Origin of the sequence: Rhizobium sp. CECT 9324 (assembly GCF_918741265.1) — a bacterium.
In the GTDB taxonomy this organism is placed as follows: Bacteria; Pseudomonadota; Alphaproteobacteria; order Rhizobiales; family Rhizobiaceae; genus Allorhizobium.
In genome coordinates this window covers 2314677-2341612 of record NZ_CAKKMZ010000001.1, presented here as the reverse complement: position 1 = coordinate 2341612, position 26936 = coordinate 2314677, and the positions used below count along the sequence as shown (strand labels likewise).

The 26936-nt window shown below is 60.2% G+C and carries 22 protein-coding genes; 11 read left to right on the top strand and 11 right to left on the bottom strand.

Annotated features, from left to right (window positions below; all coding sequences use genetic code 11):
• Positions 1-10 precede the first annotated feature (10 nt).
• The gene (locus LQ231_RS11625; protein ID WP_230171428.1) at positions 11-2572 is read right to left on the bottom strand and encodes a ComEC/Rec2 family competence protein; all 2562 of its coding nucleotides are present in this window, start codon (positions 2570-2572) and stop codon (positions 11-13) included.
• A 273-nt stretch (positions 2573-2845) separates the two neighbouring features.
• On the opposite strand from LQ231_RS11625, the gene gltA reads away from it, so the two are divergent.
• A complete protein-coding gene (gene gltA, locus LQ231_RS11620; RefSeq protein ID WP_113141305.1) occupies positions 2846-4135 on the top strand; it encodes a citrate synthase in 1290 nt (429 codons plus the stop codon).
• Between the two features lie 84 nt (positions 4136-4219).
• On the opposite strand, the gene LQ231_RS11615 is transcribed toward gltA, so the two are convergent.
• A complete protein-coding gene (locus tag LQ231_RS11615; protein ID WP_230171427.1) occupies positions 4220-6832 on the bottom strand; it encodes an HAD-IC family P-type ATPase in 2613 nt (870 codons plus the stop codon).
• Positions 6833-7093: 261 nt separating this feature from the next.
• Between LQ231_RS11615 and LQ231_RS11610 the strand changes: the two genes are divergently transcribed.
• From LQ231_RS11610 to glp, 5 genes are read left to right on the top strand one after another with little or no spacing between them, the layout of a single operon-like run.
• Positions 7094-8983, top strand: coding sequence for a peptidylprolyl isomerase (locus LQ231_RS11610; RefSeq protein ID WP_113141303.1), 1890 nt, complete (start codon positions 7094-7096; stop codon positions 8981-8983).
• Between the two features lie 24 nt (positions 8984-9007).
• Positions 9008-10030 carry an anthranilate phosphoribosyltransferase gene (gene trpD / locus LQ231_RS11605; RefSeq protein ID WP_230171426.1) on the top strand — a complete coding sequence of 341 codons (1023 nt, stop codon included), beginning with the start codon at positions 9008-9010 and terminating at the stop codon, positions 10028-10030.
• A gap of 9 nt (positions 10031-10039) precedes the next feature.
• Positions 10040-10855, top strand: a complete 816-nt coding sequence (trpC, locus tag LQ231_RS11600) for an indole-3-glycerol phosphate synthase TrpC (RefSeq protein ID WP_230171425.1) — start codon at positions 10040-10042, stop codon at positions 10853-10855.
• Complete coding sequence (gene moaC / locus LQ231_RS11595) at positions 10852-11349, top strand: cyclic pyranopterin monophosphate synthase MoaC (protein ID WP_113141300.1); 498 nt, start codon at positions 10852-10854, stop codon at positions 11347-11349. Before trpC ends, moaC begins: the two co-directional genes overlap by 4 nt.
• The gene (glp, locus tag LQ231_RS11590; RefSeq protein WP_230171424.1) at positions 11350-12573 is read left to right on the top strand and encodes a gephyrin-like molybdotransferase Glp; all 1224 of its coding nucleotides are present in this window, start codon (positions 11350-11352) and stop codon (positions 12571-12573) included. It begins immediately after the preceding gene.
• A gap of 7 nt (positions 12574-12580) precedes the next feature.
• Here the strand turns inward: glp and LQ231_RS11585 are convergent, their stop codons facing one another.
• From LQ231_RS11585 to tpiA, 5 genes are all read right to left on the bottom strand, one after another.
• On the bottom strand, positions 12581-13174 hold the full coding sequence (locus LQ231_RS11585) for a class I SAM-dependent methyltransferase (protein WP_230171423.1): 594 nt from the start codon (positions 13172-13174) through the stop codon (positions 12581-12583).
• Positions 13167-13607 (bottom strand): hypothetical protein, encoded by a 441-nt coding sequence (locus LQ231_RS11580; protein ID WP_230171422.1) that lies wholly within the window; start codon positions 13605-13607, stop codon positions 13167-13169. Before LQ231_RS11580 ends, LQ231_RS11585 begins: the two co-directional genes overlap by 8 nt.
• Positions 13608-13723: 116 nt before the next feature.
• Entirely contained in the window at positions 13724-15361 is a 1638-nt protein-coding gene (locus LQ231_RS11575; RefSeq protein WP_290371376.1) for a CTP synthase, read from the bottom strand.
• Between the two features lie 132 nt (positions 15362-15493).
• Entirely contained in the window at positions 15494-15883 is a 390-nt protein-coding gene (gene secG / locus LQ231_RS11570; RefSeq protein ID WP_113141295.1) for a preprotein translocase subunit SecG, read from the bottom strand.
• A 104-nt stretch (positions 15884-15987) separates the two neighbouring features.
• Entirely contained in the window at positions 15988-16758 is a 771-nt protein-coding gene (gene tpiA / locus LQ231_RS11565; protein WP_230171420.1) for a triose-phosphate isomerase, read from the bottom strand.
• A 436-nt stretch (positions 16759-17194) separates the two neighbouring features.
• Between tpiA and LQ231_RS11560 the strand changes: the two genes are divergently transcribed.
• On the top strand, positions 17195-18187 hold the full coding sequence (locus LQ231_RS11560; RefSeq protein WP_230171418.1) for a GGDEF domain-containing protein: 993 nt from the start codon (positions 17195-17197) through the stop codon (positions 18185-18187).
• Between the two features lie 13 nt (positions 18188-18200).
• Here LQ231_RS11560 and LQ231_RS11555 read toward each other — a convergent pair whose 3' ends face one another.
• The gene (locus LQ231_RS11555; RefSeq protein ID WP_230173320.1) at positions 18201-19076 is read right to left on the bottom strand and encodes an alpha/beta hydrolase; all 876 of its coding nucleotides are present in this window, start codon (positions 19074-19076) and stop codon (positions 18201-18203) included.
• On the opposite strand from LQ231_RS11555, the gene LQ231_RS11550 reads away from it, so the two are divergent.
• The 3 genes from LQ231_RS11550 (at position 19069) to LQ231_RS11540 (ending at position 22809) form a co-directional block, all read left to right on the top strand.
• The gene (locus LQ231_RS11550) at positions 19069-19242 is read left to right on the top strand and encodes a hypothetical protein (RefSeq protein WP_230171416.1); all 174 of its coding nucleotides are present in this window, start codon (positions 19069-19071) and stop codon (positions 19240-19242) included. The two genes, LQ231_RS11555 and LQ231_RS11550, sit on opposite strands and share 8 nt — an antisense overlap.
• Positions 19243-19300: 58 nt before the next feature.
• Positions 19301-21376 carry a DNA topoisomerase IV subunit B gene (gene parE, locus LQ231_RS11545; RefSeq protein WP_230171414.1) on the top strand — a complete coding sequence of 692 codons (2076 nt, stop codon included), beginning with the start codon at positions 19301-19303 and terminating at the stop codon, positions 21374-21376.
• 224 nt (positions 21377-21600) lie between these two features.
• Positions 21601-22809, top strand: coding sequence for an AI-2E family transporter (locus tag LQ231_RS11540; protein WP_230171412.1), 1209 nt, complete (start codon positions 21601-21603; stop codon positions 22807-22809).
• 81 nt (positions 22810-22890) lie between these two features.
• Here LQ231_RS11540 and LQ231_RS11535 read toward each other — a convergent pair whose 3' ends face one another.
• Positions 22891-24618, bottom strand: coding sequence for an ABC transporter ATP-binding protein (locus LQ231_RS11535; RefSeq protein ID WP_230171411.1), 1728 nt, complete (start codon positions 24616-24618; stop codon positions 22891-22893).
• Between the two features lie 199 nt (positions 24619-24817).
• Complete coding sequence (locus tag LQ231_RS11530; protein ID WP_230171410.1) at positions 24818-25273, bottom strand: GNAT family N-acetyltransferase; 456 nt, start codon at positions 25271-25273, stop codon at positions 24818-24820.
• Positions 25274-25382: 109 nt separating this feature from the next.
• Between LQ231_RS11530 and LQ231_RS11525 the strand changes: the two genes are divergently transcribed.
• The gene (locus tag LQ231_RS11525) at positions 25383-25790 is read left to right on the top strand and encodes a hypothetical protein (protein WP_113141289.1); all 408 of its coding nucleotides are present in this window, start codon (positions 25383-25385) and stop codon (positions 25788-25790) included.
• 4 nt (positions 25791-25794) lie between these two features.
• On the opposite strand, the gene LQ231_RS11520 is transcribed toward LQ231_RS11525, so the two are convergent.
• Positions 25795-26934 carry a DUF2336 domain-containing protein gene (locus LQ231_RS11520; RefSeq protein WP_113141399.1) on the bottom strand — a complete coding sequence of 380 codons (1140 nt, stop codon included), beginning with the start codon at positions 26932-26934 and terminating at the stop codon, positions 25795-25797.
• Between the last annotated feature and the right edge of the window lie 2 nt (positions 26935-26936).

Sequence of the window (26936 nt, the reverse complement as noted above, 5' to 3'; positions counted from 1 at the left end):
GCCCGCCCTGTTACGCTGGCCCGTCGGTCGGCGGCAAACGACTTACTTCTCCTGTGATAGGAGAGTTGCCTTTGGCTTGCTCGTGCGATGTGTGGCTCTCTGCCTGTGAGCCGCTTCGCCAGTCGTAGAGGCGGTGACGGGTCCAGGCGCGTGCAGGGCCGTCAAATGACGGGACGATCGTCATTGTCCTGCTGGAGCGATCCCGAAGAAAGACTTCCAGGCTGCCGGTGGCACGCAAGGTTTCGGCTGAAATCAGGCGAGCACCGGAGCGACAGTGTGCAAATCCCGGGCGTTGAGCGACGATGACAATGTCGGCGAGATCACAGGCAATGCCGGTTACCTCGTGGCGTTCGAGCGTTATGATGCGCCAGCCGTGGTGCATCGCGGCGCAAGCGTCCTGGATGCAGATAAAATTCTTCTCATCGGCAACCTTCAGGAGATCTTCGAGTTTTTGGCGGGCTGTTGATATTTCGGTCCCCGACAAAGGGGTGCGCTTTGGCCGGTCTGGCGACAGAAGCGCGGCGGTGCCGGACATTTCTTCCGGCGGGATCGTCCCGGCAATGCGTAGCGCGGGCTGCCATTGGTCGAAAATGAAGCTCGGCGGACGTTGGCGGTTGGTGGCAAGCTGATCATCGTCGATGGGCGTGTGGGAGGCGGGCCAGAAACCGACGAGACGTCCATCTTCGCTGATCGCCAGATCAGCCCTTGGTGTTCTTGGCGAAAGGCATGCCGTGAGCAGCGCGGAGGCAACCAGAAACGTGCCGATATGGCGCAGACGCGTGCGCAGCAGCGTGAGCAACAAAAAACCCGCAACCGTTGTCGGCAGGAGCCATGCCGGCTGGCGGGAGAACGTGTAGCCGTCTCCCCAGCCGGCGATTTCGTGCGCGACGATCAGCACCCATTCCAGGCCATAGCCCATGACGATGAGAAATGGAGCATCGAGCCCAAGCGGCATCAGGATCATCGCAATGAAGCCTGCCGGCATGACGACAAGCGAAATCAATGGCATGGCAATGAGATTCGCCTCCAGACTGTGGGTCGCGAGGCGGTGAAAGTGGCTAATGGCAAAGATCGCCGTGGCCAGTCCGCCGATGATCGACGTGGCCAGAGTTCCGCCGAAGAAGCGAGCGAAGGCGGCAAGCAACAAAACCTTGCGCCCGCGAAAACGCGGCAGAAAGTCTCTGGGCCTTTTGCGCCAACCGGCGTAGCCGGCGATCAAAGCGGCGGTCGCGGCAAAAGACATCTGGAAACTGGGGCCCATCACGGCGGAAGGCTGGACCAACAGGATGATGGTCGCAGCCAGTGCAAGGTTGCGCAGACTGATGGCGGGCCTGTCGACAAGGACCGCAACCAGCATGATCGAGGTCATCAAATAGGCCCTGACCGCTGAGACCTGATAGCCGGAAATCAGCACATAGCCCGTAACTGCGATCAGCGCTCCCACGGCTGCGATCTTCTTGACGGGATAGGCCTGGGCCACCACCGGGAACAGACTGAGGCCCGCCCGCAGGCCGACGAAAAAAATACCGGCGGCGAGCGCCATGTTGAGGCCCGAGATCGCCGTGATATGCGCGAGGCCGGAAAGGCGAAGTGCCTCGGTCGCCGCCTTTGACATCGAACGCCTTTCGCCGGTGATGATCGACGCGGCAAATGCGCCGGGATCACCCGGCAAGACGGTGCGTATGCGGGTGGAAATCTGGTCTCTCAAAGAAAAAAGCGCCTGGTCGGCTGACTGCACGATGCCGGGCAGAAGGCCAGGCGAGAAGCCGGGCCAGAAATCTTGCCGATCACCAGAAGATGCGCCCTGCGACACGTCGACCGCGGCAGGTGGCCCGAGGAAGAAGCCGACGGCTCCGATGCCAGAGAAATAGCTGGCAAAGGCGAAATCATTCATACCGGGCAACGCCGGGCCGGAAGGCGGTGACAGGCGCGCGCGGCCGGACACCTTTGCGCCAATCACAAGCGGTTCATGGCGACTGCGCGCGAGGACGGATATGCGCTCCGGGGCACGGCGCAACATCGGCTCGGCCGTGCCTGTCAAGCACAACACATACCGCCATTCGCCGGCCGCTCCTGCCTCACGTCGCTCGATCACCCCCGTGACGATCGTCACAACCGGCTGATCGAGCACGATGGTTGCGGTCCTGCGCGTCTCCCAATCGGCGAGCAGCATGCCGGCGCAAAAGAGAGCCACGGCGCAAATCGTGACATGCCGGACTGTGCCCGGCTTGCCCAGGAGCCAAATTCCGGCCGTAGCTGCGATCAGAACGCAAGTAAGAACAGCAAAGGGCGGTGACGTCGGCAGGAGAAACCAGAGGGCTGCACCTGCACCGATACAGACCGGGACGAAATGGAAAAGATGGCCATGGCGAGCCTCCACGGCCATATCGGCGGTGCTGCTGATCGGAAGTCGTGCAACGCGTTCGCGCAAGAAGGCGAGAGGTTTCTCCGTTCGTCTTGCAACCGCTGGCGGACGACGTGTCGGCACCGCGATATCCGGCAATGCAACCTCGGTCGTTGCCGCAATCTTGAGTGAATCGGTCTCTCCATGCGCCATGTCCGACACACGCACCGTCCTTCGCCGAAGCCGGGAGAAAGCCCGAGCAATAGCCGGAGATTAAAGGTTTTCCGTCAACAATCAATGCGTGCAGAGCGGTGGCATTACAAAGCCTTTGCAACTTCAATCGATTAGAACCGATCGGTTCGATCGTTGCCGATTTCGCGATGCACAATTTGCCCTTTGGATAGCTTGGCATTAACTTCCGTATCATATAGCTACATCAAACACGCTTAACCGATGGCGCCTTCTCAAGAGACGCCGTCCCGCCAATTCCGGAGGATTAGCATGACGGACAAGAGCGCTTCTTTGAAACTCGGGGAACAGACGGTTGACCTGACAGTCAAGGGCGGAACCATCGGCCCAGACGTGATCGATATCGCTGCCCTGTACAAGCACACCGGCGCCTTCACCTACGACCCCGGCTTCACCTCGACGGCGTCGTGCGAATCCAAGATCACCTATATCGACGGCGATGAAGGCGTTCTGCTGCATCGCGGCTACCCGATCGAGCAGTTGGCTGAAAAGGGCGACTTCCTCGAAGTCTGCTATCTGCTTCTGTACGGCGAACTGCCGACGGCTGCGCAGAAGAAGGACTTCGACCATCGCGTCACGCATCACACCATGGTGCATGAGCAGATGAGCCGCTTCTTCACCGGATTCCGTCGCGACGCCCATCCGATGGCTGTCATGGTCGGCACGGTCGGTGCGCTCTCGGCCTTCTACCACGACTCGACTGACATCACCGATCCGCACCAACGCATGGTCGCTTCCCTGCGCATGATCGCCAAGATGCCGACGATCGCCGCCATGGCGTACAAGTACCATATCGGCCAGCCGTTCGTGTATCCGAAGAACGACCTCGACTATGCTTCGAACTTCCTGCGCATGTGCTTTGCCGTTCCGTGCGAGGAATACCAGGTAAACCCGGTTCTGGCGCGCGCCATGGACCGGATCTTCATCCTGCATGCCGATCACGAGCAGAACGCCTCGACCTCGACCGTTCGTCTTGCCGGCTCGTCGGGCGCCAATCCGTTTGCCTGCATCGCAGCCGGCATCGCCTGCCTCTGGGGCCCGGCACATGGCGGCGCCAACGAAGCGGCGCTCAACATGCTGATGGAAATCGGCACTGTTGACCGTATTCCGGAATACATCGCCCGCGCCAAGGACAAGAACGATCCGTTCCGCCTGATGGGCTTCGGCCACAGGGTCTACAAGAACTACGATCCGCGCGCCAAGATCATGCAGAAGACCATGTACGAAGTACTGGAAGCGACAGGTCATGGCGACGATCCGTTGATGCAGGTCGCTCTTGAGCTTGAAAAGATCGCGCTCAGCGATCCGTATTTCAAGGAAAAGAAGCTTTACCCGAATGTCGACTTCTATTCCGGCATCACGCTGCGCGCGCTCGGCTTCCCCACAACCATGTTCACCGTGCTGTTCGCGCTTGCCCGCACCGTTGGCTGGATCGCGCAGTGGAACGAAATGATCGAGGACCCGCAGCAGCGCATCGGTCGCCCGCGCCAGCTCTACACCGGCTCGCCGCAGCGCGATTACCTGCCGGTGCCGAAGCGCTGATCGTCCGCAATCCTGGACAGATGACATAGAATGGGGCCGGCGGAGCAATTCGCCGGCCCCATTGTTTGTGATCTGGTGCGATCCTCAGACGCGGATGCGGCGGCGTTCAAGGGCCTTGTCGATCTCACTGACGGCCAAGACCAGCATGGCGATGGCAAGAAGCAGGAGCCAGTCGGTTGCCGCAATCGGGGCAATGCCGAGCACGTCGCTCAGGCCCGGCATATACATGGCCGCGATATGCAGCGCCTGCGAGCCGAGGATGCCGAGCAGCAAATACGGATTGGAGAAGGGCGACTGGCTAAAGACCGAGCGCCGCTCGGATCGGCTGGCCAGGCACTGGACATTCTCGAACAGGATAAACAGCACCAGCAGAAGATTGCTCGCCTGGATCGGTTCCATGCCCGTATTCAGCAGGGCGTAAAACAGGACGAAACCACCCAACCCCATGACCAATGTCGCCACGACAAGACGGCGCAGCATCAGCCGGTCGAAGAGCGCCTCTTCCGGCCGTCGGACCGGTCGGGTGAGCTCATCGCCTTCCGCGGGTTCGGTTACCAGTGCCACGTCCTGAACGCCGTTGGTGACAAGGTTCAGCCACAGAAGCTGCACCGCACTCAGCGGCATCGGCGTCCCAAGGACCATGGCCAGCAGGAATAGCAGCACTTCTGCCGCTCCGGTGGCGCCGAGCATGAAGACGACCTTGCGGATGTTGCCATAGGCCACCCTGCCCTCGACAATACCGGCGACGATGGAGGCGAAATTGTCGTCCGTCAGGATGATGTCGGCACTTTCCTTGGCGACATCCGTGCCCTTCAGGCCCATGGCCACCCCCACATGCGCATGCCTGAGCGCCGGGGCATCGTTGACCCCGTCTCCGGTGACCGCGACGAAATGGCCATTGCGCGCCAGTGACCGGACGATGGAGAGCTTCTGCTCGGGCTTTACCCGTGCAAACACGCGGATGCGACCCGTCAACTGATCCAGCCGCTCCTCGCCTTGTGCCAAGGCGTTGGCCACTTCGTCGCCGGTTGCCACCGCCTCATCGTCTGCGACTATGCCAGCCTTGCCGGCGATCACCCTCGCGGTGCGCGGATCGTCGCCGGTGACCACGACGACACCGATGCCCGCTGCATTGCAGGCAGCGATGGCGGCCGGAACTTCCGGCCGGATCGGATCCTGCATGCCGGCTAGTCCGAGGAATGTCAGATCCACCAGCAGATGACCGCCGAGGCCATCCTGGCCGACATGTTCCATCTCACCTTCGGCAAAGGCCAGTACACGCTGGCCGTCGGAGGCCATGTCTGCAATCTGGCGCTCCAGCAGATTGGGATCAAGGGCGACAACCTGGTCTGCGAGCTGCATGTTCGTGCACATGGCAATCAGGCGCTCTGGCGCGCCCTTGGCGAATATGCGCAGCTGGTCGCGAGAATGATGGAAGGAAGCAGCATATTTCAGCTCCGGCTCGTAAGGCAGACGGCGATGCAGAGGAAACTCTTCCAGCAGCCGGGATTTCGACATGCCCGCCTTATGAGCCGCAGCCAGCAGGGCGATATCGACCGTGTCGCCGCTCGGCTCCCACACCCCGTCACGACCTGAAAGTTCGGCCTCGTTAGGCAGGCTTGCGGCCCGCAGCAGCAGGTTGACCGCTTCGCTCGCCTGAGCGTGTTTGCCATCCCGGCTGCGGATTGCGGTATCCGCCGATTGACCGCCGGCATCGATCAACCAATGGGTCTCATCCGGCAGTCGAATGTCGGTGACCGTCAGTTCGTTGAGCGTCAATGTCCCGGTCTTATCGGTCGCGATCATTGTGCAGGACCCGAGTGCCTCTACGGCCGGCAGATGGCGGACGATGACATGAGCTTTCGCCATGCGACGCATGCTGATGGCGAGCGCGACGGTGATGGCGATCGGCAACCCTTCCGGGATGGCACTGACGGCCAGACCAACAGACATGGTCAGTAGCTCGACCAACGGCATATCCCGCCACAGACCGATGACGAAAAGAACCATAATGGCGATACCAACCGCATAGGCTATCTGGCGGGTAAACTGCTCCATGCGGATCATCAGCGGCGGCTTGGCACTGGAAGGCGCCTCAATGGCTCCGGCAATGCGACCCAATTCGGTCCGGCGGCCGGTTGCCGCGACCTTGCCGGTTGCCCGCCCACGCGTAACCATCGTCCCGGCGAAAGCCAGTTGGCCAGGGGATTTTGCCACCGGCTTCGATTCGCCGGTATGGGCGGCCTCGTCGCATTGCAAACCCTCGACCTCAATCAGATCGATATCAGCCGGGATCCTTTCGCCACTTTCCATCAGAACAATATCGCCCGGTACAAGTTCGACCGCGTCCAGCCGCTGCCTGACGTCATCGCGAACAACCGTTGCCTGCGGCTGCTCCAGTGCGCGCAATGCCTCGGCCGATTTTCCGGCAGAATGCTCCTGGAACGCGCCGATTATGCCGTTGATTGCAAGAACAATTGCAATAAAGCCGGCATCCATCGTCTCACCGAGAACCATAGACAGGCCAGCGGCGGCAAACAAAATGTAGATCAGAGGACTGAGAAATTGACCGAGCAATGTCTTGAGAAACGAAGGCGCCGAAGCGGTCGGGAGGCGGTTCTCACCCCATCGGCCTCGCGCATCCCGCACCTCGTCGGACTTCAGACCGTGTAGGACGCGCGGAGCGGGCTCGCGCATGAGTGTGTCTATCACAGGATTGTCATCCGTCGTTCGGCCAACTGTGATGCAGTATGAAGGCCTTGGAGCTTCGCTGCTTTGCGCGATGTCAAATGATTGAAACTCAGTGGTTTTCACCGCCTCGAAGGCGAGCTCATATCGCCTTCGCCACCGGTTGCAGGCTTTTCGCCAAACGAGCCTTCATTTCCGCGACAGTTTGATTTAAGGAAGTCCACCCGCTTCGCCCGATGCGAAGGCTTGTCATGAGGTAATTGCGTTCCGATGCTCGTCATTTTGAGAAAAGCTTCCCAAACCCTGGTCGCCAAAGTGCTTATGTCGATGCTTGTCATCTCGTTCGCAGTCTGGGGCGTCTCCGCCTCGTTGTTCAGCAACAACTCGAACTCGGTTGTCACTGTCGGCGACCAGACTGTGTCGGCGAGCGATTTCGCATTTGCCTACCAGCGACAGGTGACCGATCTCAGCCGTCGCTTCGGCACGCAGCTGACGACGGAACAGGCCCGCGCCCTCGGGATCGAGTCGCAGGTGTTCTCGCAGCTCGCTGCCGGCGCCGCCCTTGATCAGCTTGCATCCGACATGAATCTCGGTTTGTCGCAGGATCGCCTGGCACAACTGATCGCGGAAGACCCCGCCTTCAAGAATGCAGCCGGTGCTTTCGACCGCCAGCTTTTCGCCTCGCGGCTCGCCAATGCAGGCCTGCGCCAGGACGACTATATCGAAGAGCGCTCGAAGGTGGCGATCCGCAGCCAGATCGTCGATGCGACGGCGGACGGCTTCACGGCACCTAAAGTTCTCGTCGATGCGCTGAAGGCCTATCGCTACGAAAATCGCGACATCAACTACGTGCTTTTGACCAATGCCAATATCGATCCGGTCAAGGCTCCGGACGACGCAACGCTGGCAGCATGGTTCGAGACAGCCAAGACCGGCTTTCGCGCGCCTGAATACCGCAGCTTCACGTATGTGAAGCTTGAACCGGCTGACATTGCCGACAAGGCCGCTATTTCGGACGAGGAAATCCGCGCTGACTATGAGAAGCGCAAGGCAAGCTATGAAATTGCCGGTACACGCACGATCGAGCAGCTGACGTTCGAGACCCGAGAACTGGCTGACGCAGCGGCGGCCGAACTGGCCTCCGGCACAGCGTTCGACCAGCTCGTCTCCGACCAGGGCAAGACTGCCGGCGACGTCCTGCTCGGCGACTTCTCTCGTGAAAAACTGCCTGATGCCGTGCTGGCCGATGCCGCATTCGCTGTCGCCACGGAAGGCGGCACCACGCCAGTGGTGGAAGGCGCACTCGGCCCCGTGATCCTGCGCGTCACCAACATCAAGGAAGGCCGCACAAGGTCGCTCGATGAGGTGAAGGAAGAAATCCGGGAAGCGCTGGCAGAATCCGCGGCCATCGCCGATATTACAACGGTGCATGATCAGTTCGAGGACCTTCGCGCCGGCGGCACAGCGCTCAAGGATGCTGCCGAACAGCTGAAGCTCAAGCCCGTTACCGTGGATATGATCGACCGCCGTGGCCTGGATGCCCGCGAGACCGAGGTGGCGGGCATCCCTGAACGGGATGCCGTTCTCGCCGAAGTGTTTCGCACCGACATCGGCGTCGAGGCACTGCCGATCAATGTCGGCAACAGCGGCTACATCTGGTTCGACGTGACCGACATCAAGCCGGAACGTGATCGCGAACTGGCGGAAGTCCGCGAAAAGGCAGTTGCCGGCTGGACCGCCGAACAGCAGAAGATTGCGCTTGGCGCCAAGACCGAAAGCCTGCGCAAGCGCATCGCCGACGGTGGCAAGCTGGAGGATGTCGCAGCCGAGTTGGGAATTGCAGTGGAAAGCAAGGCTGGACTGACCCGCCGAAGCGAAGACGCCGTTCTTGGAACGGCGGCGATCGTTGCCGCCTTCAGTGGCCCGGCCGGTACGGTTGCGAGCGCTGCCGGCGCTGACCCGACGACGCAGATCCTGCTGACGGTCACAGCCGTGCGCGATCAGCCGAGCGGCAGCGTGCTCAACAATGAGGACGAGCAGATCGTCACCATGGCGAATGCCGCTGGCGACGACATCCTCGACCAGATGGTGACCCAACTGCAAGCGGACTACGGCGTGACCTTCAATCAGGCGCTGGCCCAGCAGTCCATGGTCCGCTGACGGCAATTCCGGGGGGAGTTAGATATGTCCGGCTTGAAGCCTTTCATCGCAAAGATTGCCACGCGTCAGTCCCTGACGCGTCAGGAAGCGAGCGACGCGTTCGAGATCCTGATGTCGGGCGAAGCGAGCGCCGCCCAAATCGGCGGCTTCCTGATGGGCCTTCGGGTGCGCGGCGAAACCGTTGATGAAATTGCCGGTGCCATCTCGATCATGCGCCAGAAGATGATCACCGTCGAAGCACCGGCAGATGCCATCGACATTGTCGGAACCGGCGGCGACGGCACCAATACCTACAATATCTCGACGCTGGCCGCCCTCATCGTCGCGGGTGCGGGTGTGCCCGTCGCCAAGCATGGCAACAGGGCGCTGAGTTCGAAGTCGGGTACGGCCGATGCGCTGTCCCAGCTCGGCGTCAAGCTGGATATCGATCCCGATATGATCGCCCGCTGCATCCGTGAAGCGGGCATCGGGTTCATGTTCGCGCAGTTGCACCATCCAGCCATGCGCCATGTCAGCCCGACCCGGGTGGAGCTTGGAACGCGAACGATTTTCAATATCATCGGCCCCCTGTCGAGCCCGGCCAATGTCAAGCGCCAGTTGTTCGGCGTCTATTCGCCGGAATGGCTGATCCCGGGTGCGGAAGCTCTGCGCGATCTCGGGCTGACGAGCGCCTGGGTCGTCCATGGCAGTGGCCTCGACGAAATCACCACCACGGGACCATCACAGGTCGCGGCGCTGAAAGATGGCGAGATCACCACGTTCGGGCTGACGCCGGACGACTTCGGTGTACCGACGGTCGAACTGGACGCCATTCGCGGCGGCGACGGTGCCGTTAACGCCAGGGCTCTGCTCGAAGTACTGAATGGTGCCAAGACCGCCTATCGCGACGTGGCGCTGTGCAATGCTGCGGCCTCACTGATCGTGGCCGGCAAGGCTGCCGACATCCCCGAAGGCATGCACCTCGCCAGCCGCTCGCTCGACAGCGGCAATGCTCGTGCCGCGCTGGAAAAACTGATCGCCATTTCCAATTCCGCCGTGTCGAGCTAAGCTTCCCTCATGACAGACATTCTCAAACGCATCGAAATCTACAAGCGCGAAGAAATCGCCGCAGCCAAGGCAGCACGCCCGCTTGATAGGCTGAAGGCGGCGATCGAGACGCAGAGCATGCCGCGCGGCTTTCACAAGGCGCTGGTCAGGGCACAGACCGAAGGACGTTATGGCCTGATTGCGGAGATCAAGAAGGCAAGCCCGTCGAAGGGACTGATCCGCCCGGATTTCGATCCGCCGTCTCTGGCTGCGGCCTATGAGGCCGGAGGTGCTGCCTGCCTGTCGGTGCTGACCGACGCGCCGAGCTTTCAGGGCGCACCGGAATTCCTTGGGGCTGCCCGCGATGCCTGCTCGTTGCCGGCGTTGCGCAAGGACTTCATGTTCGAGACCTATCAGGTCTACGAGGCTCGTGCCTGGGGCGCCGACTGCATCCTGCTGATCATGGCATCGCTGTCGGACGATCAAGCAGCCGAGCTTGAAAGCGAAGCGCTGGCACTGGGCATGGACGTTCTGGTCGAAGTGCATGATGCGAACGAGATGGAGCGCGCGCTCAAACTCACCTCGCCGCTCATCGGGATCAACAATCGCGATCTTCGTACCTTTGAGGTCAGCCTGGCCGTCAGTGAGCAACTGGCACCGATGGTTCCGGCGGACAGGCTTCTGGTTGGCGAGAGCGGCATATTCACCCACGCCGACTGCCAGCGATTGCAGACGGCGGGTATCAGCACCTTCCTCGTTGGCGAGAGCCTGATGCGCAAGGACGATGTAGCCGAAGCGACACGTCTGTTGCTCACCGGCAAGTCCGGGGTCATGGCCGCCGAATGAGCAGCGATCGTCCAGGTCTTACGCATATCGGCGCGTCCGGCGAAGCGCATATGGTCGATGTCGGAGACAAGGCTGAAACGGTGCGCATCGCGGTGGCCGAGGGTCAGATCCGCATGGCGGCCGAGACGTTGCAGATCATCCGCAGCGGCAATGCCAAAAAGGGCGACGTGATCGCCACAGCCCGCATCGCGGGCATCATGGCCGCAAAGCAGACGTCGAACCTCATTCCACTGTGCCATCCGCTGATGCTATCGAAGATTACGCTCGACATCACCGAACTGCCCGAACTGCCCGGTTTTCGGGTCGAAGCCACCGTCAAGCTGACCGGCAAGACCGGGGTCGAGATGGAAGCGCTCACAGCGGTTTCCGTGGCCTGCCTGACGATCTACGACATGGCCAAGGCCGTCGACAAGACAATGGAAATCGGCAGCATTCGGGTGCTGGAAAAGACCGGAGGAAAGTCCGGACCATTCCACCATCCGGGAACCGCGTAGATGACCCTGCTTCCCGTCGAGCAGGCCCAAACTCGCCTGCTGTCCACAGCCCGTCCGATCACAGAAATCGAGCAACTGCCGCTGCATGCCTGCGACGATCGTATATTGGCTACCGATCTGGACGCCCGGTTGACACAACCTCCCTTCGACGCCTCGGCGATGGACGGCTATGCGCTGAAAGCCGCGGATGCGGCAGATCCCGGCGCTGTGCTGCGCGTCATCGGCGAATCGGCCGCTGGCCATAGCTTTTCCGGTTCGGTAACCGAGGGCGAAGCGGTACGCATCTTCACCGGCGCACCGGTCCCCGCCGGTGCTGATTCAGTACTCCTGCAGGAAGATGCGGAAAAGCTGGACGGCAATCTGATCCGGACCACATTTCCGGTCATTCTCGGACGGCATATCCGCCCACGGGGCCAGGATTTTCGCAAAGGCGAAACCGCGCTGAAGGCCGGGACACCGATCGATTACACCCGACTCACGCTGGCGGCTGCGATGAACCATGCTTCGCTGCCGGTCTACCGTCGACCACGCGTGGCCATCATTGCAACGGGTGATGAGTTGGTCTCGCCGGGAGACCAGCCCGGCCCGAGCCAGATCATCGGCTCGAATACCTTTGGTATTGCCGCACTTGCCCGGGCGACCGGTGCTGACGTCGTCGATCTCGGCATTGTCTCTGATCACCGGAGCGCAATTGCGGATGCCATCAAACAAGCGCAGGCTGCCCATGCCGACATCGTGGTCACGCTTGGCGGTGCTTCGGTCGGCGATCATGATCTGGTGCAATCCACCTTCCTTTCCCTCGGCATGACGCTCGATTTCTGGAAGATCGCCATGCGGCCGGGCAAACCGCTGATGGTCGGCAGTTTGGGCGCGACCCATGTGCTCGGGCTTCCCGGCAATCCGGTTTCGAGCATGGTCTGCGGTCTGCTGTTCCTCGAACCGCTTCTGGCCAAGCTCGGCCATCGACCTTCCCCCAACCGCATGACGACGGCCCGACTTGCTGCGCCTCTGGCGGCGAACGACCGGAGACAGGACTATCTGCGCGCAAGGCTGAGCCGAAACTCTGCGGGAGAGCTAGAAGTCGAAAGTTTCGGCAAACAGGATTCGTCGATGATGAATATCTTCGCCCAGTCCGACTGCCTGATCGTGCGGCCGCCGCATGCGCCGGAAATGGGCATCGGCGCTCTGTGCCCGATCCTGATGCTGCGGCCATTTATCGGCTGAGGCCCTTTCAGCACCCAACGGCTGTCACATGCAGCCACGTGGTCTTTTCGCCATCATATCCACCCCCAATGTCCTGACTGATCTCCAGGCTGGTCCAGGGCAAGGTTTGGTAGAGTGCTTCAAGCACGGCGATCGACGGATAATTATAGTAGCGCCCGAACCGGTCGCGCCCCTCACCTTCACCGCCCTTGTAGCTTGCATAGAAACAACCCTGCGGCTTCAAGGCCGCATTGATCCGGGCAATCACATCCGCCAGTTCTTGCCTGGGTATATGCAAGAGGCAGGCATTGGCCCAGATGGCGTCGAATTCCGCCAGGGCCGACAGCTCTCCGGCAGGCAGAACCGAAACCGCGCGACCAAGGTGGCGAGAGGCCTGCGCCGCCATCTCCGGAGACGCATCCGTGGCCACGACGTCGAAGCCGTGCGCGAGCATGGTCGCACTGTCCCGCCCGGAACCGCAGCCGAGTTCCAGAACCCGTGCGCCCGGTGAAAGCTTTGAAAGAAACGTCTCAAGACGCGGGCTCTGGTGATCTTTTGACCATTGGCTGTAGGTTTCGGCTGCACGGGCATAAAACGCCAACGTCTCCCGATCCTCAGGCACTGGCTTGGCTATCCTCTGATAGGGCATCCTCATCGAACCCCAGTTGCTGCTTGATCAGTTGCTCGATCTCGTCCTCGATGGCTTGGCGTTCTTCGTCCGACAGAGCCGCCAAATCCTCCTCCGTCATTCCGTGGCTCTCGAGATACTGATCGCGGATCCGTTCGGCGGGGGATTGGCTGTTGAGTTCTCGGAATTCAGCCTTCAGCGCGTCCTTGCGCGCGGCGGTCTCTTCTGCCTCCTTCGAATAGTATACATCTGTCTGGAGCAGCCAGAGATTGCTCGATAACCCCTTGGCGGAGGTATCGGCCTCGACGCCGACCGATGGCGATGTCGTTGCCAACGGTGCGCGGGTTTGGGCGCTCATATCGCCAGAATTACTTTTCGACTGGATGCTGTAGCTGCTGGAATAGATCGAACTTTCACCGATTCGCATGGCAATCTCCTTGAATATCCGCGGAGATTGCATCGGATAACTTGTGCGGAGCTTGGACTGGGCAACAAAAAACCCGGCACAAAGGCCGGGTTTTTTGAATTCGTATTCGCTGCGTCTCAGACGAGACGGCTCTGATCGACCGCGGCGCCGATGAAGCTGGCAAACAATGGATGCGGGTCAAGCGGCCGCGACTTCAGTTCCGGGTGGTACTGGACGCCGATGAACCATGGGTGATCCGGGTACTCCACCGTTTCCGGCAGCAGGCCGTCCGGCGACATGCCGGAGAAGACCAGGCCACAGTCTTCCAGCCGGTCCTTGTAGTCAACGTTGACTTCGTAGCGGTGGCGGTGACGCTCGGAGATGTCGGTCGAACCGTAGATTTCGGCAATCTTGGTGCCCTTCTTGAGAGACGCCTTGTAAGCGCCGAGACGCATGGTGCCACCGAGATCGCCGGATGAGGCACGCTTCTCGAGCTGGTTGCCCTTCATCCATTCGGTCATCAGGCCGACGACCGGCTCGTCGGTCTTGCCGAACTCGGTCGACGAGGCCTTTTCAATGCCCGCCAGATGACGTGCCGCCTCGACGACCGCCATCTGCATGCCGAAGCAGATGCCGAAATACGGCACCTTGCGTTCGCGAGCAAACTGGGCCGCCAGGATCTTGCCTTCGGAGCCACGCTCGCCGAAACCACCGGGAACGAGAATGCCGTTGACTTTTTCGAGCCACGGCGCCGGATCTTCCTTTTCGAAGATTTCCGACTCGATCCATTCGAGCTTGACCTTCACACGGTTGGCGAAGCCACCGTGGTAAAGTGCCTCGATCAGGGATTTGTATGCGTCCTTCAGGCCGGTATATTTGCCGACGATCGCGATCGTGACTTCGCCTTCCGGCGTGTGGATGCGGTTACAGACCTCTTCCCACTGGTCGAGACGCGGCTTGGGCGCGGGCTCGATGCCGAAAGCGGCCAGGACCTCGTTGTCGAGACCTTCCTTATGATAGGCAATCGGCACGTCATAAATGTTGGCGACGTCGAGTGCCTGAATGACCGCAGTTTCACGGACATTGCAGAACAGCGACAGCTTGCGGCGTTCGGCTTCGGGAATTTCCCGATCAGCACGCACCAATAGGATGTCGGGATGGATACCGAGCGCCTGCAGTTCCTTGACCGAATGCTGGGTCGGCTTGGTCTTCAACTCGCCCGCTGCCGGAATATACGGCATCAGCGTCAAATGGACGTAGACGGCAGCGCCACGCGGAAGATCGTTGCCAAGCTGGCGGATCGCCTCCATGAACGGCATCGCCTCGATATCGCCGACCGTGCCACCGATCTCGCAGATGACGAAATCGTAGTCGTCATTGCCTTCGGTAACGAAGTCCTTGATCTCGTTGGTGACATGCGGAATGACCTGAACGGTCGCGCCGAGATAGTCACCACGACGTTCCTTGTCGATGATGTTCTTGTAGATCCGGCCGGTGGTGATGTTGTCGGTCTTGGTTGCCGAACGACCGGTAAACCGCTCGTAGTGGCCGAGGTCGAGGTCCGTTTCGGCACCGTCATCGGTGACGAAGACTTCGCCATGCTGAGTCGGGCTCATGGTGCCCGGGTCAACGTTGAGATAAGGGTCCAGCTTGCGCAGCCGCACACGGTAACCACGTGCCTGCAACAATGCCCCGAGAGCTGCGGCCGCAATTCCTTTACCAAGAGAGGAAACCACGCCGCCAGTGATGAATACATATCGCGCCATGGGCTTCACCGGATACCGTTTCAAAATCGATTCCGCCAGTCCTTTGTGACCCTGTCCCACATTTTTTATGAGATCGGCAGAATTCAGACAAAATAAAACCGGCGGACTCGAGAGCCCGCCGGAGCGATGAGATGCGTTCGATCAGTTGTTCGGAACAGCGTTCGGATCAACTGGTGCAGGTGCCGGAACAGCAGGTGTCGTTGCCGGCGCCGGGGTCGCAGGCGCGGCACCCGGAAGCTGGTCAAGTACGCTGCCGCCCTGGGTCGTACCGTTACCCGTTGGGATCCGGTCGAGAATGTCGGTCGGCTTTGCCTCGTAACGGGCAAGAATGCCGAGCGCCAGGGAGATAACAAAGAACAGGGTCGCCAGGATCGCTGTCGTGCGGGTCAGCGCATTGGCTGTGCCGCGCGCCGACATAAAGCCGGAGCCGCCGCCCACGCCGAGACCACCGCCTTCAGAACGCTGAATCAGAACGACGCCGATCAATGCGACGACGACCATGAGGTAGATAACAAGCAATACGGTCTGCATGGAATGTCCATCCTGCCCGAAAAGGCAAAATCAATAAGGTTGGCGGCTCTTTACATGAGAGATGCAGGCAAAGAAACCCCCTTGCCTGCTTTTCCGGCCGGCTTTCAGGCGGTCAGCTCGTCATAGACCCGGTATATGGCAAGGAAGTCGCTGGCCTTCAAGCTCGCACCGCCAATCAGCGCGCCATCGACATTGGCGACCCCCATCAATTCCTTGGCGTTCGATGGTTTGACCGATCCGCCATAGAGGAGCCGCATGCCTTTGCCTTCGGCGCCAAAACGCTTGACGAGTTCGGCACGCATGAAAGCATGCGCCTCGGCCACGTCCGCCGATGTCGGTGTCAGGCCTGTGCCGATGGCCCATACGGGCTCGTAGGCGATAACCGTACGGTCTGCCTTGGCGCCATCGGGAACCGAAGCACCGAGCTGGCGCTTGAGAATATCAAGCGTCTGGCCAGCCTTGCGCTCATTGGCCGTTTCCCCGATGCAAATTACTGCCGTCAGGTCGGCAGCATAGGCGGCTTCGGCCTTGGCGCGCACGAGATGATCGGTTTCGGCATGATCCGTACGACGCTCCGAGTGGCCGACGATGACATGGGTGCCGAAGCAATCGGCAATCATTTCGGCGGCAATGTCGCCGGTATGGGCGCCTGAGGCATTCTGATGGCAATCCTGAGCCCCGATCTGAAGCGGACTGTCGGTGCACAGGGCGGTCGCCACGTAAAGCAGGGTGGCAGGGGGGCAAATGAGCGTTTCGACCTTTTGCGACAGCGGGCCTTGCACGCCCTCGGCAATCGCCTTGATCTGGTCGAGGGAATCCCTCGTCCCGTTCATTTTCCAATTGCCTGCGACCAGCGGCCGAACATCTGGCGTCATATCTTCACCCACCTCTATTCATCCATGCCGAACTAGCAAATTGCCGGCTCAAAAGAAAGGTTGGGCTTCGCATTTGGCCCGATTATCAGGCTATATGGTGAAAATGTGAACCGTAAATGCAAGATTTGGCGGCAAGCGTTTTCGAATTTAGCCGATAAACATTTAGCTTCTTCTGATATGCGCAAGTTGATGAATTTTTAACTTACGTTCAGACTTGTGCGCTAACGGTATCGCTCATCGCCAAAGCGGAGAGCCCCAATGCGTGACGCAATGCTCGAGCAGGTGGATCGGCAACTGATGTCCGGGTTCCGCTGGTTGCGCTTTTACCCCGCGATTGAAGCGGTATATCTCAAGGAATTTGCCGCAGCCCGCGTGCGGATCGTTCATGTATGGGCAATCGTTGGCACCCTGATCTACGACATGGTCTGGGTCGGCGATGCAACCATGGTCAGATGTGCTGCCGCACCTGATCGTCGCGCGGTTTGCGATTTTCACGCCGTTTGCCCTGTTGGCGACGCTGGCAATTCGCAAGTGGCCGTCGCCTCGAAATTACGACATCCTGTCGCTTTGCGTTGTCGTGCTTGGCGCATTGCTGCCGATGGCCGTTGCCGTCTTCAGCACCAGCCCGCATCTGTTCGTCTATCAAAATGGCAATGTGCTGGTTTTTCTGTTTCTGGTTATCGGCCTCAGGCCACGTTTTTTCGCTACACTGCTGGGTCTGGCGCTGCTCGTCGGCATTCAATTGACCACGACAAAGCTGAATGGAACGCTGGATGCCGTCACCTATCAGGCATTGATCTCGTTCTATGGCACTGTGTCGATCTTCCTGGCGCTCGGCGCCTACTTTCAGGAACATTCGGAACGGCTGAATTTCCTCAATCGGCTCCGCGGTACTCTGCTCCATCAGCAGTTGGAACAGCATTCCGAACAGGACGAGTTGACCGGGCTTTTGAACCGGCGATCGCTCTCCCGGATCGCGGGCGCAATGTGGACGAAAGCAGACAGCGACACGTCTGTGTATGCGATCATGCTCGACATCGACAGTTTCAAGCTGTTCAACGACGTGCATGGCCATATCGAGGGCGACACCTGCATTCGTGCCGTCAGTCAATGCATAGAGCGCACCGTCGCAAACCAGGGAACAACGTTCCGCTTTGGCGGCGAGGAAATTCTCGTTCTGGTTTCGCGCATCGAAAAGGAAGAGGCGATGGCACTCGCCGAACGGATCAGGCACGCGATTGAAGCACAGAAAATACCCCATAGCGGGACCTCGGGCGTGGTCACGGCCAGTCTCGGTGTTGCGGGCGGCCTGACACGCCATGTTTCTCTGGAAGGACTGCTGAAGCAGGCGGATGCAGCGCTCTACGAGGCCAAGCACCTAGGTCGCAACCGGGTTGCCTGGCTGGACAGCGAATTGCAAAGCGCCTGAGCGCAGCATCCATTTAGCGGACAAGCCATGACAGGAGTGCGCGCCAATCGCTCATGCGCACGGGCGTGCCATGCGCACCGGTCTCGAACAGGGTGAACCGTGTTGGATAGCCTAACTGGTGCAAGCGATCATACAGGGCAATCTGGTCGTCGGCTGCATAGACACTGTCGCGGCTACCGTGGGTGAACCAGACCGGCAATTTGCGCTTGGCCGCGACGCTCTTGCCAAAATCGGGATCGGTTGCGCCGCCAAGAATTGCCATGCCGGACAAGCGTGATGCCGCCAATTGGTCGCGGGCGACACCCCAGCAGATGAAACTGCCCATCGAGGCGCAGGCGAGCACGACCGGGCGGCCACCGGATGATACTGAAGCGTGGTCGATCAATGCCGCCACGGCAGACACGCCGCTCTCGTCGAAGCTCTTTACGGAGGGCGCGTAATAGGTCCCGCCATTGGCGGATACGAGGTTCTTCAGCCGATTGAAATTGCCGCCGAAGGTGATGTCGTTGATGCCGAGCCGACGATCACCACCCCGCCCATGGATAAAAATCACGGTAAAAGCCTGGCCGCTGTCCTTGCCGACGCGTGCGACCTCCAGCGGGCCACTCGGCAATTGCAGCGTCTGATTGTCCTGTGCCCGGCGGACGGCGAGCGACACATAGCGATCCTTGACACGGCGTTCGGGAATGCTGTCTCGCCCGTTGATGTCACGCAGTTCCTGGTAATCCACCTTGGTAAAATCACCGCCATCGCGGCTTTCCAGCACAATCTGGCTCGAAAACAGCTCATCCTTGAAAGGCTTGAGCGCGTCAGTCGCGAATGCTGGCGCCAACAGAAACGGAAAGAGAACGCACGAAATCGCCGCAGTGCGGAAATGAGCTGTGGACATCTGCATCGAAGAAGAGCTTCCCTTTGGCTCGCGCCTTGCCATCGACAAGTCAGGCACGCAAAGCTTGACCGAATTCACCATGTACCGGCTGCCAAGCCCTTCGCGCCTGCCCTGCTTTTCTGGCAAAATCCCGGTGATTCGCATGAGCGATCGGGCAGTCAGATGAAGCGGTCCGAAGCGAGCAGGCCGATCCGGCACAGACAAACAAAGTAACGAACGAAGCCATGGACGACAACGATCTCTTTTCCGCCATGCCGACGGCGCAGAAAGTTGAGGCCGAAACGGCCCCTGCCCCAGTTGCCGCGGCAAAGCCTCGCCCGGTGGCCGCACAGGCTCCAGCCACCACGCCAGCTGCACCGCAGACGGGTGGCGGCGACGAATACGGCGCCTCGTCCATCCGCGTTCTGGAAGGGCTTGAGCCGGTGCGCATGCGTCCCGGCATGTATATCGGCGGCACCGACGAAAAAGCGCTGCACCACCTGTTTGCCGAAGTCATCGATAATTCGATGGACGAAGCAGTGGCAGGACATGCCAACTTCATCGACGTGCATCTCGACACAGAGGGCTTCCTGACCGTCACGGACAACGGTCGCGGCATTCCGGTTGAACTGCATCCGCAGGTCCCCGGCAAGTCGACGCTTGAAGTGATCATGACCAAGCTCCATGCCGGCGGCAAGTTCGATGGCAAGGCTTATGAGACGTCCGGCGGTCTGCACGGTGTCGGCGTGTCGGTGGTCAATGCGCTATCGGACCTGCTCGAGGTCGAGGTTGCCCGCAATCGCAAGCTCTACCGCCAGCGTTTCTCCCGCGGCGTGCCGATCGGCGAGCTGGAAGAGCTGGGCGAAGTGCACAATCGTCGCGGCACGCGCGTGCGTTTCCATCCCGATCCGCAGATCTTCGGCGACCATGCCAAATTCGATCCGGGCCGGATCTTCCGCATGGCGCGCTCCAAGGCCTATCTGTTCGGCGGCGTCGAAATCCGCTGGTCCTGCGATCCGGGCATGGTCCCGGAAGGTGGCGACATTCCGGAAAAGGCCGTCTTTCATTTCCCCGGCGGCCTTAAGGACTATCTGGCCGCGACCCTCGGCAAGGAGTTTACCGTCACCCGTGAGATCTTTTCCGGCAAGACGGAAAAGACGGGCGGCCATGGCGCCATGGAATGGGCGGTCACCTGGTATGGCGGCGACCCGGCCCTGCATTCCTATTGCAACACGATCCCGACGCCTGAGGGCGGCACGCATGAGGCCGGCCTGCGCATCGCGCTGACCAAGGGCTTGAAGAATTATGCGGAGCTGACGCAGAACAAGCGGGCCCGCGAAGTCACGACCGACGATGTGATGATCTCGGCCGTGGGCATGCTGTCTGTGTTCATTCGCGAGCCCGAATTCGTCGGCCAAACGAAGGACAAGCTGGCAACGGTCGAGGCGCAGCGTCTTGTTGAAAATGCGCTGCGCGACCCGTTCGATCATTATCTTGCCGACAATCCCAATGAGGCGGCCAAGCTGCTGGATTGGGTCATCGAGCGCTGCGAGGAACGTCTTCGCCGGCGCAAGGAAAAGGAAGTCAATCGCAAGACCGCGGTGCGCAAGCTGCGACTGCCGGGCAAGCTGGCCGACTGTGCGCAAAACACCGCCGAAGGGGCCGAACTGTTCATCGTCGAAGGCGATTCGGCTGGCGGGTCGGCTAAGCAAGCCCGCAATCGCAAGAACCAGGCAATTCTTCCGTTGCGCGGGAAAATCCTCAACGTCGGCTCGGCCAGCCGTGAAAAACTGATGGCCAACCAGCAGATCGCCGACCTGATCCAGGCGCTCGGCTGCGGGACGCGGACGAAATATCGCGAAGAAGACCTGCGTTATGAACGCATCGTCGTGATGACCGATGCCGATGTGGACGGTGCCCATATCGCTTCCCTGCTGATCACTTTCTTCTATCAGGAAATGCCGGAGCTGATCCGTGGCAACCATCTCTATCTGGCGGTGCCGCCGCTCTATGTCATTCGCCAGGGTGCCAAGACCGTCTATGCACGCGACGATGCGCATCGGGCAGAACTGATGGAGACCGTGTTCAAAGGCAAAAAGGTCGAGATCGGGCGCTTCAAAGGCCTCGGCGAAATGATGCCGGCGCAGCTCAAGGAAACCACGATGGACCCTGCCCAGCGCACGCTGCTCAAGGTCGAGATCGATGACGTGGATTTCGAAGGCACGCGCGACGCGGTCGATGCCCTGATGGGAACCAGGCCGGAAGCACGTTTCCGGTTTATCCAGGATCGTGCAGCCTTTGCAGAAAATCTGGATATCTGACGCGCGCCACGCCGGCTCAGCCGCGCTCGGACTGTATTTATCGCTTTCTCTGTCACCGGCTGCCAGTTTTGGCATCCGGTGACATAGCCGCGACATTTTCAAGCACTACGGTGCGATTGCGCCGATATGCCAGAGACACTATCTGATGTCTCTCAAGGCCATGCTTGCATGGCGTCTCCACAATCGCTCATAATGTGAGACCGATTAAACTGGAAAGTGTGACTGTGCGTAAGAAAGAGGATCGTAAGCTGCAGGATGCGCCACGCTGGCTTGGACCGGTGGCGCCAAGCAGGACGGCACTCGTTACGCCCCTTTCGGCAGCCCGCTGGCTTCTCGTCTTGATTGCGATTGCTGCCATCTACTTCTTCCACGGCTTTATCGTGCCGGTTCTGGCCTCGCTCGTCATCGCCTTCGCCAGCTGGCCGGTCTACCGCAGGATCCTCGATCGCGTCGGAGGCAATACAACGATCGGCGCGACGATCGCGATCATTCTGATCCTCGCCTTTCTGATCATCCCGATCGGCATTGCCGCCACCTATGCTGTCGGCGAATTGCGCGACTGGATCGGCTGGGCGCTTGAAGTCAACAAGCACGGCGCGCCTCCGCCGCACTGGATCCTGGCATTGCCGGGTGTCGGCGAGTGGCTCGCGGATCAATGGGTACATCGCGTCGGCTCACCCGGCGCGATCGGCGAACTGGTCCAGATCGTCAGTGGCGCCAATATCGGCAATATCTACCGGGCCGTGATTGCATTGGGGGACGGCGCGTTCCACCTGCTGCTCACCATGCTGTTCATGCTGATCGCGCTGTTCTTCGTATTCAGGGATGGAGCGTCTTTCACCCGACAACTTGATCTGCTTGGCGAACGCATCCTGCCTGCGCGGTGGGAGCGTATTTCGCGAGTGGTACCCGCCACGATAAGCTCGACCGTCACCGGCATGACGCTGATCGCGATCGGCGAAGGCATCGTGCTAGGTGTAGCCTATTGGCTCGCCGGTGTGCCCTCGCCCGTTACCCTTGGCGTGATCACAGGCGTGATGGCACTGATCCCCGGCGGTGCGCCGCTGTCGTTTACGCTGGTCAGCGTCTATCTGGTCGCAAGTGGCTCGGTCTTCGCAGGCATCGCCCTGTTCATCTGGGGAACGGTGGAACTGTTCATCGTCGACAAGACAGTGCGGCCGAAGCTCGTCGGCGGGCCGATCAAACTGCCCTTCCTGCCGACGTTTTTCGGCCTGATCGGCGGCGTGAAGACGATGGGCTTTCTCGGATTGTTCATCGGCCCGGTGCTGATGGCTCTGATCGTCTCGATCTGGCGCGAATGGATGCGGGAGGTTGAACTTTCCGACATTCCGGATCCCGTGGCGGCTGTCGAACCGCAGTTGACGCCAAAGGCGCCGGACGTGATCGTGGCGAAGCAGACCACCACTGTTTGATCAGCTTGCACCGGACCCGGCAGACCGCCGGGCCGACATTGTTGAGTGGATACCAGGCTCCGACGCCGATCAAAGATTGCCTTACTCGGCGGCTTCTGCGCCGAACTGCGCCTGATAGAGGCGCGCATAGGCGCCGCGGCGTGACAGAAGCTCGTCATGCGTGCCGGTTTCCGCGATCCCTGTCTGGTCGACCACGACAATGCGTGCTGCATCGCGAATGGTGGCGAGACGATGGGCGATCACCAGCGTGGTCCGGCCTTCGGACAGCTCCGACAGCGATTGCTGGATTGCCCGCTCGGTTTCGGTGTCGAGCGCCGAGGTCGCCTCGTCGAGGATCAGGATCGGCGGATTCTTGAGGAACATGCGGGCGATCGCGAGGCGCTGCTTCTGGCCACCGGAAAGCTTGACGCCCCGTTCGCCGATCACCGTATCCAGACCGTCGGGCATGGCGGCGATAACACCGTCGAGCTTGGCCCGACGGGCCGCTTCCATGATATCGAAGTCGGACGCATCCAGCCGGCCATAGGCGATGTTTTCACGAACGCTACCGCCGAAAAGGAAAACATCCTGCTGGACGATGCCGATCTGGCCACGCAACGAGGCGAGCGAGAGCTTGCGGATATCGAGACCATCCACGGTGATGGCGCCACCTGACACCTCGTAAAAGCGCGGCAGAAGCGAACAGAGCGTTGTCTTGCCCGCGCCTGACGGTCCGACAAAGGCAACCGTCTCACCGGCGCGGATCGTGAGATCAATATCACGCAGCACGGACTTGTCGGCAGAATAAGCGAAGGACACATTGTCGAATACGATATCACCCTTCAGCGCCGGTGCCTCGATTGCGTCCGGCGCATCCTCGATATCCGGCTCGGTTTCCATCAGTTCCGTGAAGCGGCGAAAGCCGGCAATGCCCTTCGGATAGGTCTCGATGACCGAATTGATCTTTTCGACCGGACGGAAGAAGACCCCGACCAACAGCAGGAAACTGACGAAACCGCCGTTTGTCAGCTCGCCACGAAGCACCAGATAGGCGCCGACGATCATCACGATCATCTGGATCAGCCGCATGCTCATGTAGGACATCGAGGTGCTGGCTGCCATGATCCGGTAGGCTTCCAGCTTGGTGGTCCGATAGTTCTGATTGTCACGTTCGAACAAAGCGCGCTCATGGGCCTCGTTGGCGAAAGCCTGCACGACACGAATGCCGCCGACATTCTCTTCGATGCGGGCGTTGAAATCGCCGACACGACCGAAAAGCGAACGGAAATTGTCAGTCATGCGGCTGCCGAAACGGCTGGTGACAAAAGCGGTCAGCGGCACGACAACGGCGGTCAGGAGCGCCAGTTGCACATTGATCGACAGCATTAGCGCGAAGGCGCCGAGGAATGTCATGACAGCGATGAACAGATCTTCCGGCCCATGATGGGCGACCTCGCCGATCTCCTCCAGGTCTTTGGTCAGGCGCCCGACGAGATGACCGGTCTTCTGGTTGTCGAAATAGCGGAACGACAGCTTCTGAATGTGGCTGAAGGCGAGCCGGCGCATGTCGGTCTCGATATTTATGCCAAGCATGTGGCCCCAATAGGTGACCACCGCCATAAGGCCGGTATTGATCACATAGATGACAAGCAATCCGATCGAGGCGGCCAGGATGATACCCCATTGCGCGCTCGGCAGCAGGATATCGACAAACAACTTCACAGCCATCGGGAAACCGAGCTCCAGCAGGCCGGAGATGATCGCGCAGCCGAAGTCGATCAGAAAAAGCCCGCGATATGGCCGATAAAAAGCGAAAAATTTCTGGAGCATGATGATCCACTGCAACTGGTAAGACATAACGGACCACGCACGGCCCAAAACCTGCGCGCTGATCTCATATTTTCATGACATGGCCAAGTGCGGTCAGCACCCGACACCGGATTTTTACCGAACCCCGTTCGAAGAATACCAGATTTGAACCAGAAACGCAGTATTGGCCACTTCACCAACGGCGAACCTGCGATCTCTGTCAGAGCCGCTTTTCCATGAACACGCTGAGTGGATCGTCCTGGTAGTCGCCGAATGGTGGAATATCCGCGTAGCCGAGCCTGCGATAAAGTGCGATCGCTTCGGGCTGAAGCGTTCCTGTTTCAAGCCGGATCGCCAAGAGGTTCGAACGCCGCGCCTCATGCTCGACGGCCTCCATCAGGCGCCTGCCAATCGATAGGCCGCGCGCCTGCGCGGCAACGAACAAACGTTTGATCTCACCGGTGCCGTCCGGGGCGCGGGTCAAGGCACAGCATCCCATGATCTCGCCGTCGACCCGTGCAACGAAGAAGGAGGTCCCGCGTATTTCAAGATCATCAATGTCAACCATATGGTTGCTCTCGGCGGGATAAAGAGCCGCCATATAGGCGTCGGATAGAGCCAGTAACCGCACCACATCCGGCTGACGAACAGGTTCGATTGCGATCGTTACGGTCAAGCCTTGCTCCATCTTCGCGCTTGCGATGTTCCGTCTTGCTTTGGCTGCAATCCTGCTATTTCGTCAAGCCTGAGTTTGATCCGACACCGCGCAAGGGGCCTATTTCGCAATGAAGACTGCTTTGATCCTGATGACGATCCTGGGCTGTGACGACGGTGTCAACGAGTGCGAATATGTGGAGACGGCGCCGGAACGTTTCATATCGATCTCGCTCTGCGACGCGGCGGCTGAGACGGTGCTGGAGCGCTATTCCAATATCAGCTATCCGACCGCGGTTGCCGTGTGCCAGGAACCTGCCCAGGACGGCAGCGTAGCCGCCTCGCCCGCCGCGCCAACCGCTGCGGATGTATTGGCGGAGGAACCACCCGAGACCGAAAAGAAAACACTGGCCGCCCGCGCCATGGAAACAGTCCGAGAAGTGCTCCCGGGTACGGCGCAGATCAAGATGATTTTCGAGACGCCCATCCATGTGGTGTCGGACAGTTATTCCTGGGTGGCAAAGAAGCTTGTCCGGTAGCGGATCAGGCTGCAGCAAGCGCGATGCCGGACGCGTAGTCGCGGGCGAGACGACGCTCTTCGGCGATCGCCAGACGCTCCACAACGTCGAGAAGGCCCCTCGCCGCATCGCTCAAGTCTGACTGGTCGCGATAGCGGCGAATCAGGCGATCGGCGATGTGGTCAAGATCGAGACCATGGGTCGATTGAATCAGATCTCGCCATTGCATGATGGCATCGACGAACAGTGTGCTCAGATCACGGCCAAGGCCTGCAGCTTCCAGCAGAGCCCGGACCGCGTGAAACCGCCCCGTGGCCAGAATGGATCGAACCCGTCGCTCTTCCAGACCGGAGATCGATACGATCGCCGAGGCGAAAAAGTCGGTGCGGCCCGCACAGAGAGCGTGCATCAGGAAGGCTGGCGTCAAGCGACCTGCTTCGCGCAATTGCTCGACAAGCGGTGCCAGTTCATCTCCATGAACCGTGCCGAGGATCGCCATGGTGGCTGTGTCACCGGCTTCGCGTGCGACCCGCTCAATGCGGCGCATCCCGACCGCGCCGCGGACCAGATCCGAACCGGCAAGGGCTTCTGCGACAAACTGGACCAGCAACTGGCGTACCCCGGCAGGCAGGTCGTCGCGATCGAGCAGAAGCGCCCGGATATGTTCGTTGCGGCCGTGACGTTCGGCGATGCGGCGTAGCGTGAAACGGGTGACGCAGACACCGGAATTTTCCAGAAGAACCTCGATCTCGGCAGCGTCACCGATTTCGGCAAGAGCCGCGGCCACGCCGACACTGACAGTCCGACGCGCAGCAACCAGCGCGCGGATCTCCATCGTACCGCGTCCGGCGATATCGACCAGATCAGCATCCGTCAGGACCGGTGACAGAAGAATAACGGACGAGGCAATTTCCGGCTGATCTTCGGCGAGCGACATCATGATTGCACGCGGCGCCTTGGGTTCAGATGCGAGAACGTCCGCCAGTGCCAGGCGAACCTGCGGCGATGGATCGTCCAGAAGATAGGTCATGGCAACCTGCGCCGCCTGCCGCTCGCCGGCGGTAATCTCGGTGCGCAGATAGGCTCTCGCCAACGTATTGGCTGCTCGGGCTCGGTCCTGAGTCCTTGCCGTTTCAACCCAACGAAGAAAAGTTGCCACGATCACTG

Excerpts from the sequence above, each read along its gene's own strand:
- gltA (WP_113141305.1), top strand. The coding sequence starts at position 2,846 with ATGACGGACAAGAGCGCTTCTTTGAAACTCGGGGAACAGACGGTTGAC.
- LQ231_RS11615 (WP_230171427.1), bottom strand. The coding sequence starts at position 6,832 with ATGCGCGAGCCCGCTCCGCGCGTCCTACACGGTCTGAAGTCCGACGAG.
- LQ231_RS11610 (WP_113141303.1), top strand. The coding sequence starts at position 7,094 with ATGCTCGTCATTTTGAGAAAAGCTTCCCAAACCCTGGTCGCCAAAGTG.
- trpD (WP_230171426.1), top strand. The coding sequence starts at position 9,008 with ATGTCCGGCTTGAAGCCTTTCATCGCAAAGATTGCCACGCGTCAGTCC.
- trpC (WP_230171425.1), top strand. The coding sequence starts at position 10,040 with ATGACAGACATTCTCAAACGCATCGAAATCTACAAGCGCGAAGAAATC.
- moaC (WP_113141300.1), top strand. The coding sequence starts at position 10,852 with ATGAGCAGCGATCGTCCAGGTCTTACGCATATCGGCGCGTCCGGCGAA.
- glp (WP_230171424.1), top strand. The coding sequence starts at position 11,350 with ATGACCCTGCTTCCCGTCGAGCAGGCCCAAACTCGCCTGCTGTCCACA.
- LQ231_RS11580 (WP_230171422.1), bottom strand. The coding sequence starts at position 13,607 with ATGCGAATCGGTGAAAGTTCGATCTATTCCAGCAGCTACAGCATCCAG.
- secG (WP_113141295.1), bottom strand. The coding sequence starts at position 15,883 with ATGCAGACCGTATTGCTTGTTATCTACCTCATGGTCGTCGTCGCATTG.
- tpiA (WP_230171420.1), bottom strand. The coding sequence starts at position 16,758 with ATGACGCCAGATGTTCGGCCGCTGGTCGCAGGCAATTGGAAAATGAAC.
- LQ231_RS11560 (WP_230171418.1), top strand. The coding sequence starts at position 17,195 with ATGCAACCATGGTCAGATGTGCTGCCGCACCTGATCGTCGCGCGGTTT.
- LQ231_RS11555 (WP_230173320.1), bottom strand. The coding sequence starts at position 19,076 with ATGTCCACAGCTCATTTCCGCACTGCGGCGATTTCGTGCGTTCTCTTT.
- parE (WP_230171414.1), top strand. The coding sequence starts at position 19,301 with ATGGACGACAACGATCTCTTTTCCGCCATGCCGACGGCGCAGAAAGTT.
- LQ231_RS11535 (WP_230171411.1), bottom strand. The coding sequence starts at position 24,618 with ATGCTCCAGAAATTTTTCGCTTTTTATCGGCCATATCGCGGGCTTTTT.
- LQ231_RS11525 (WP_113141289.1), top strand. The coding sequence starts at position 25,383 with ATGAAGACTGCTTTGATCCTGATGACGATCCTGGGCTGTGACGACGGT.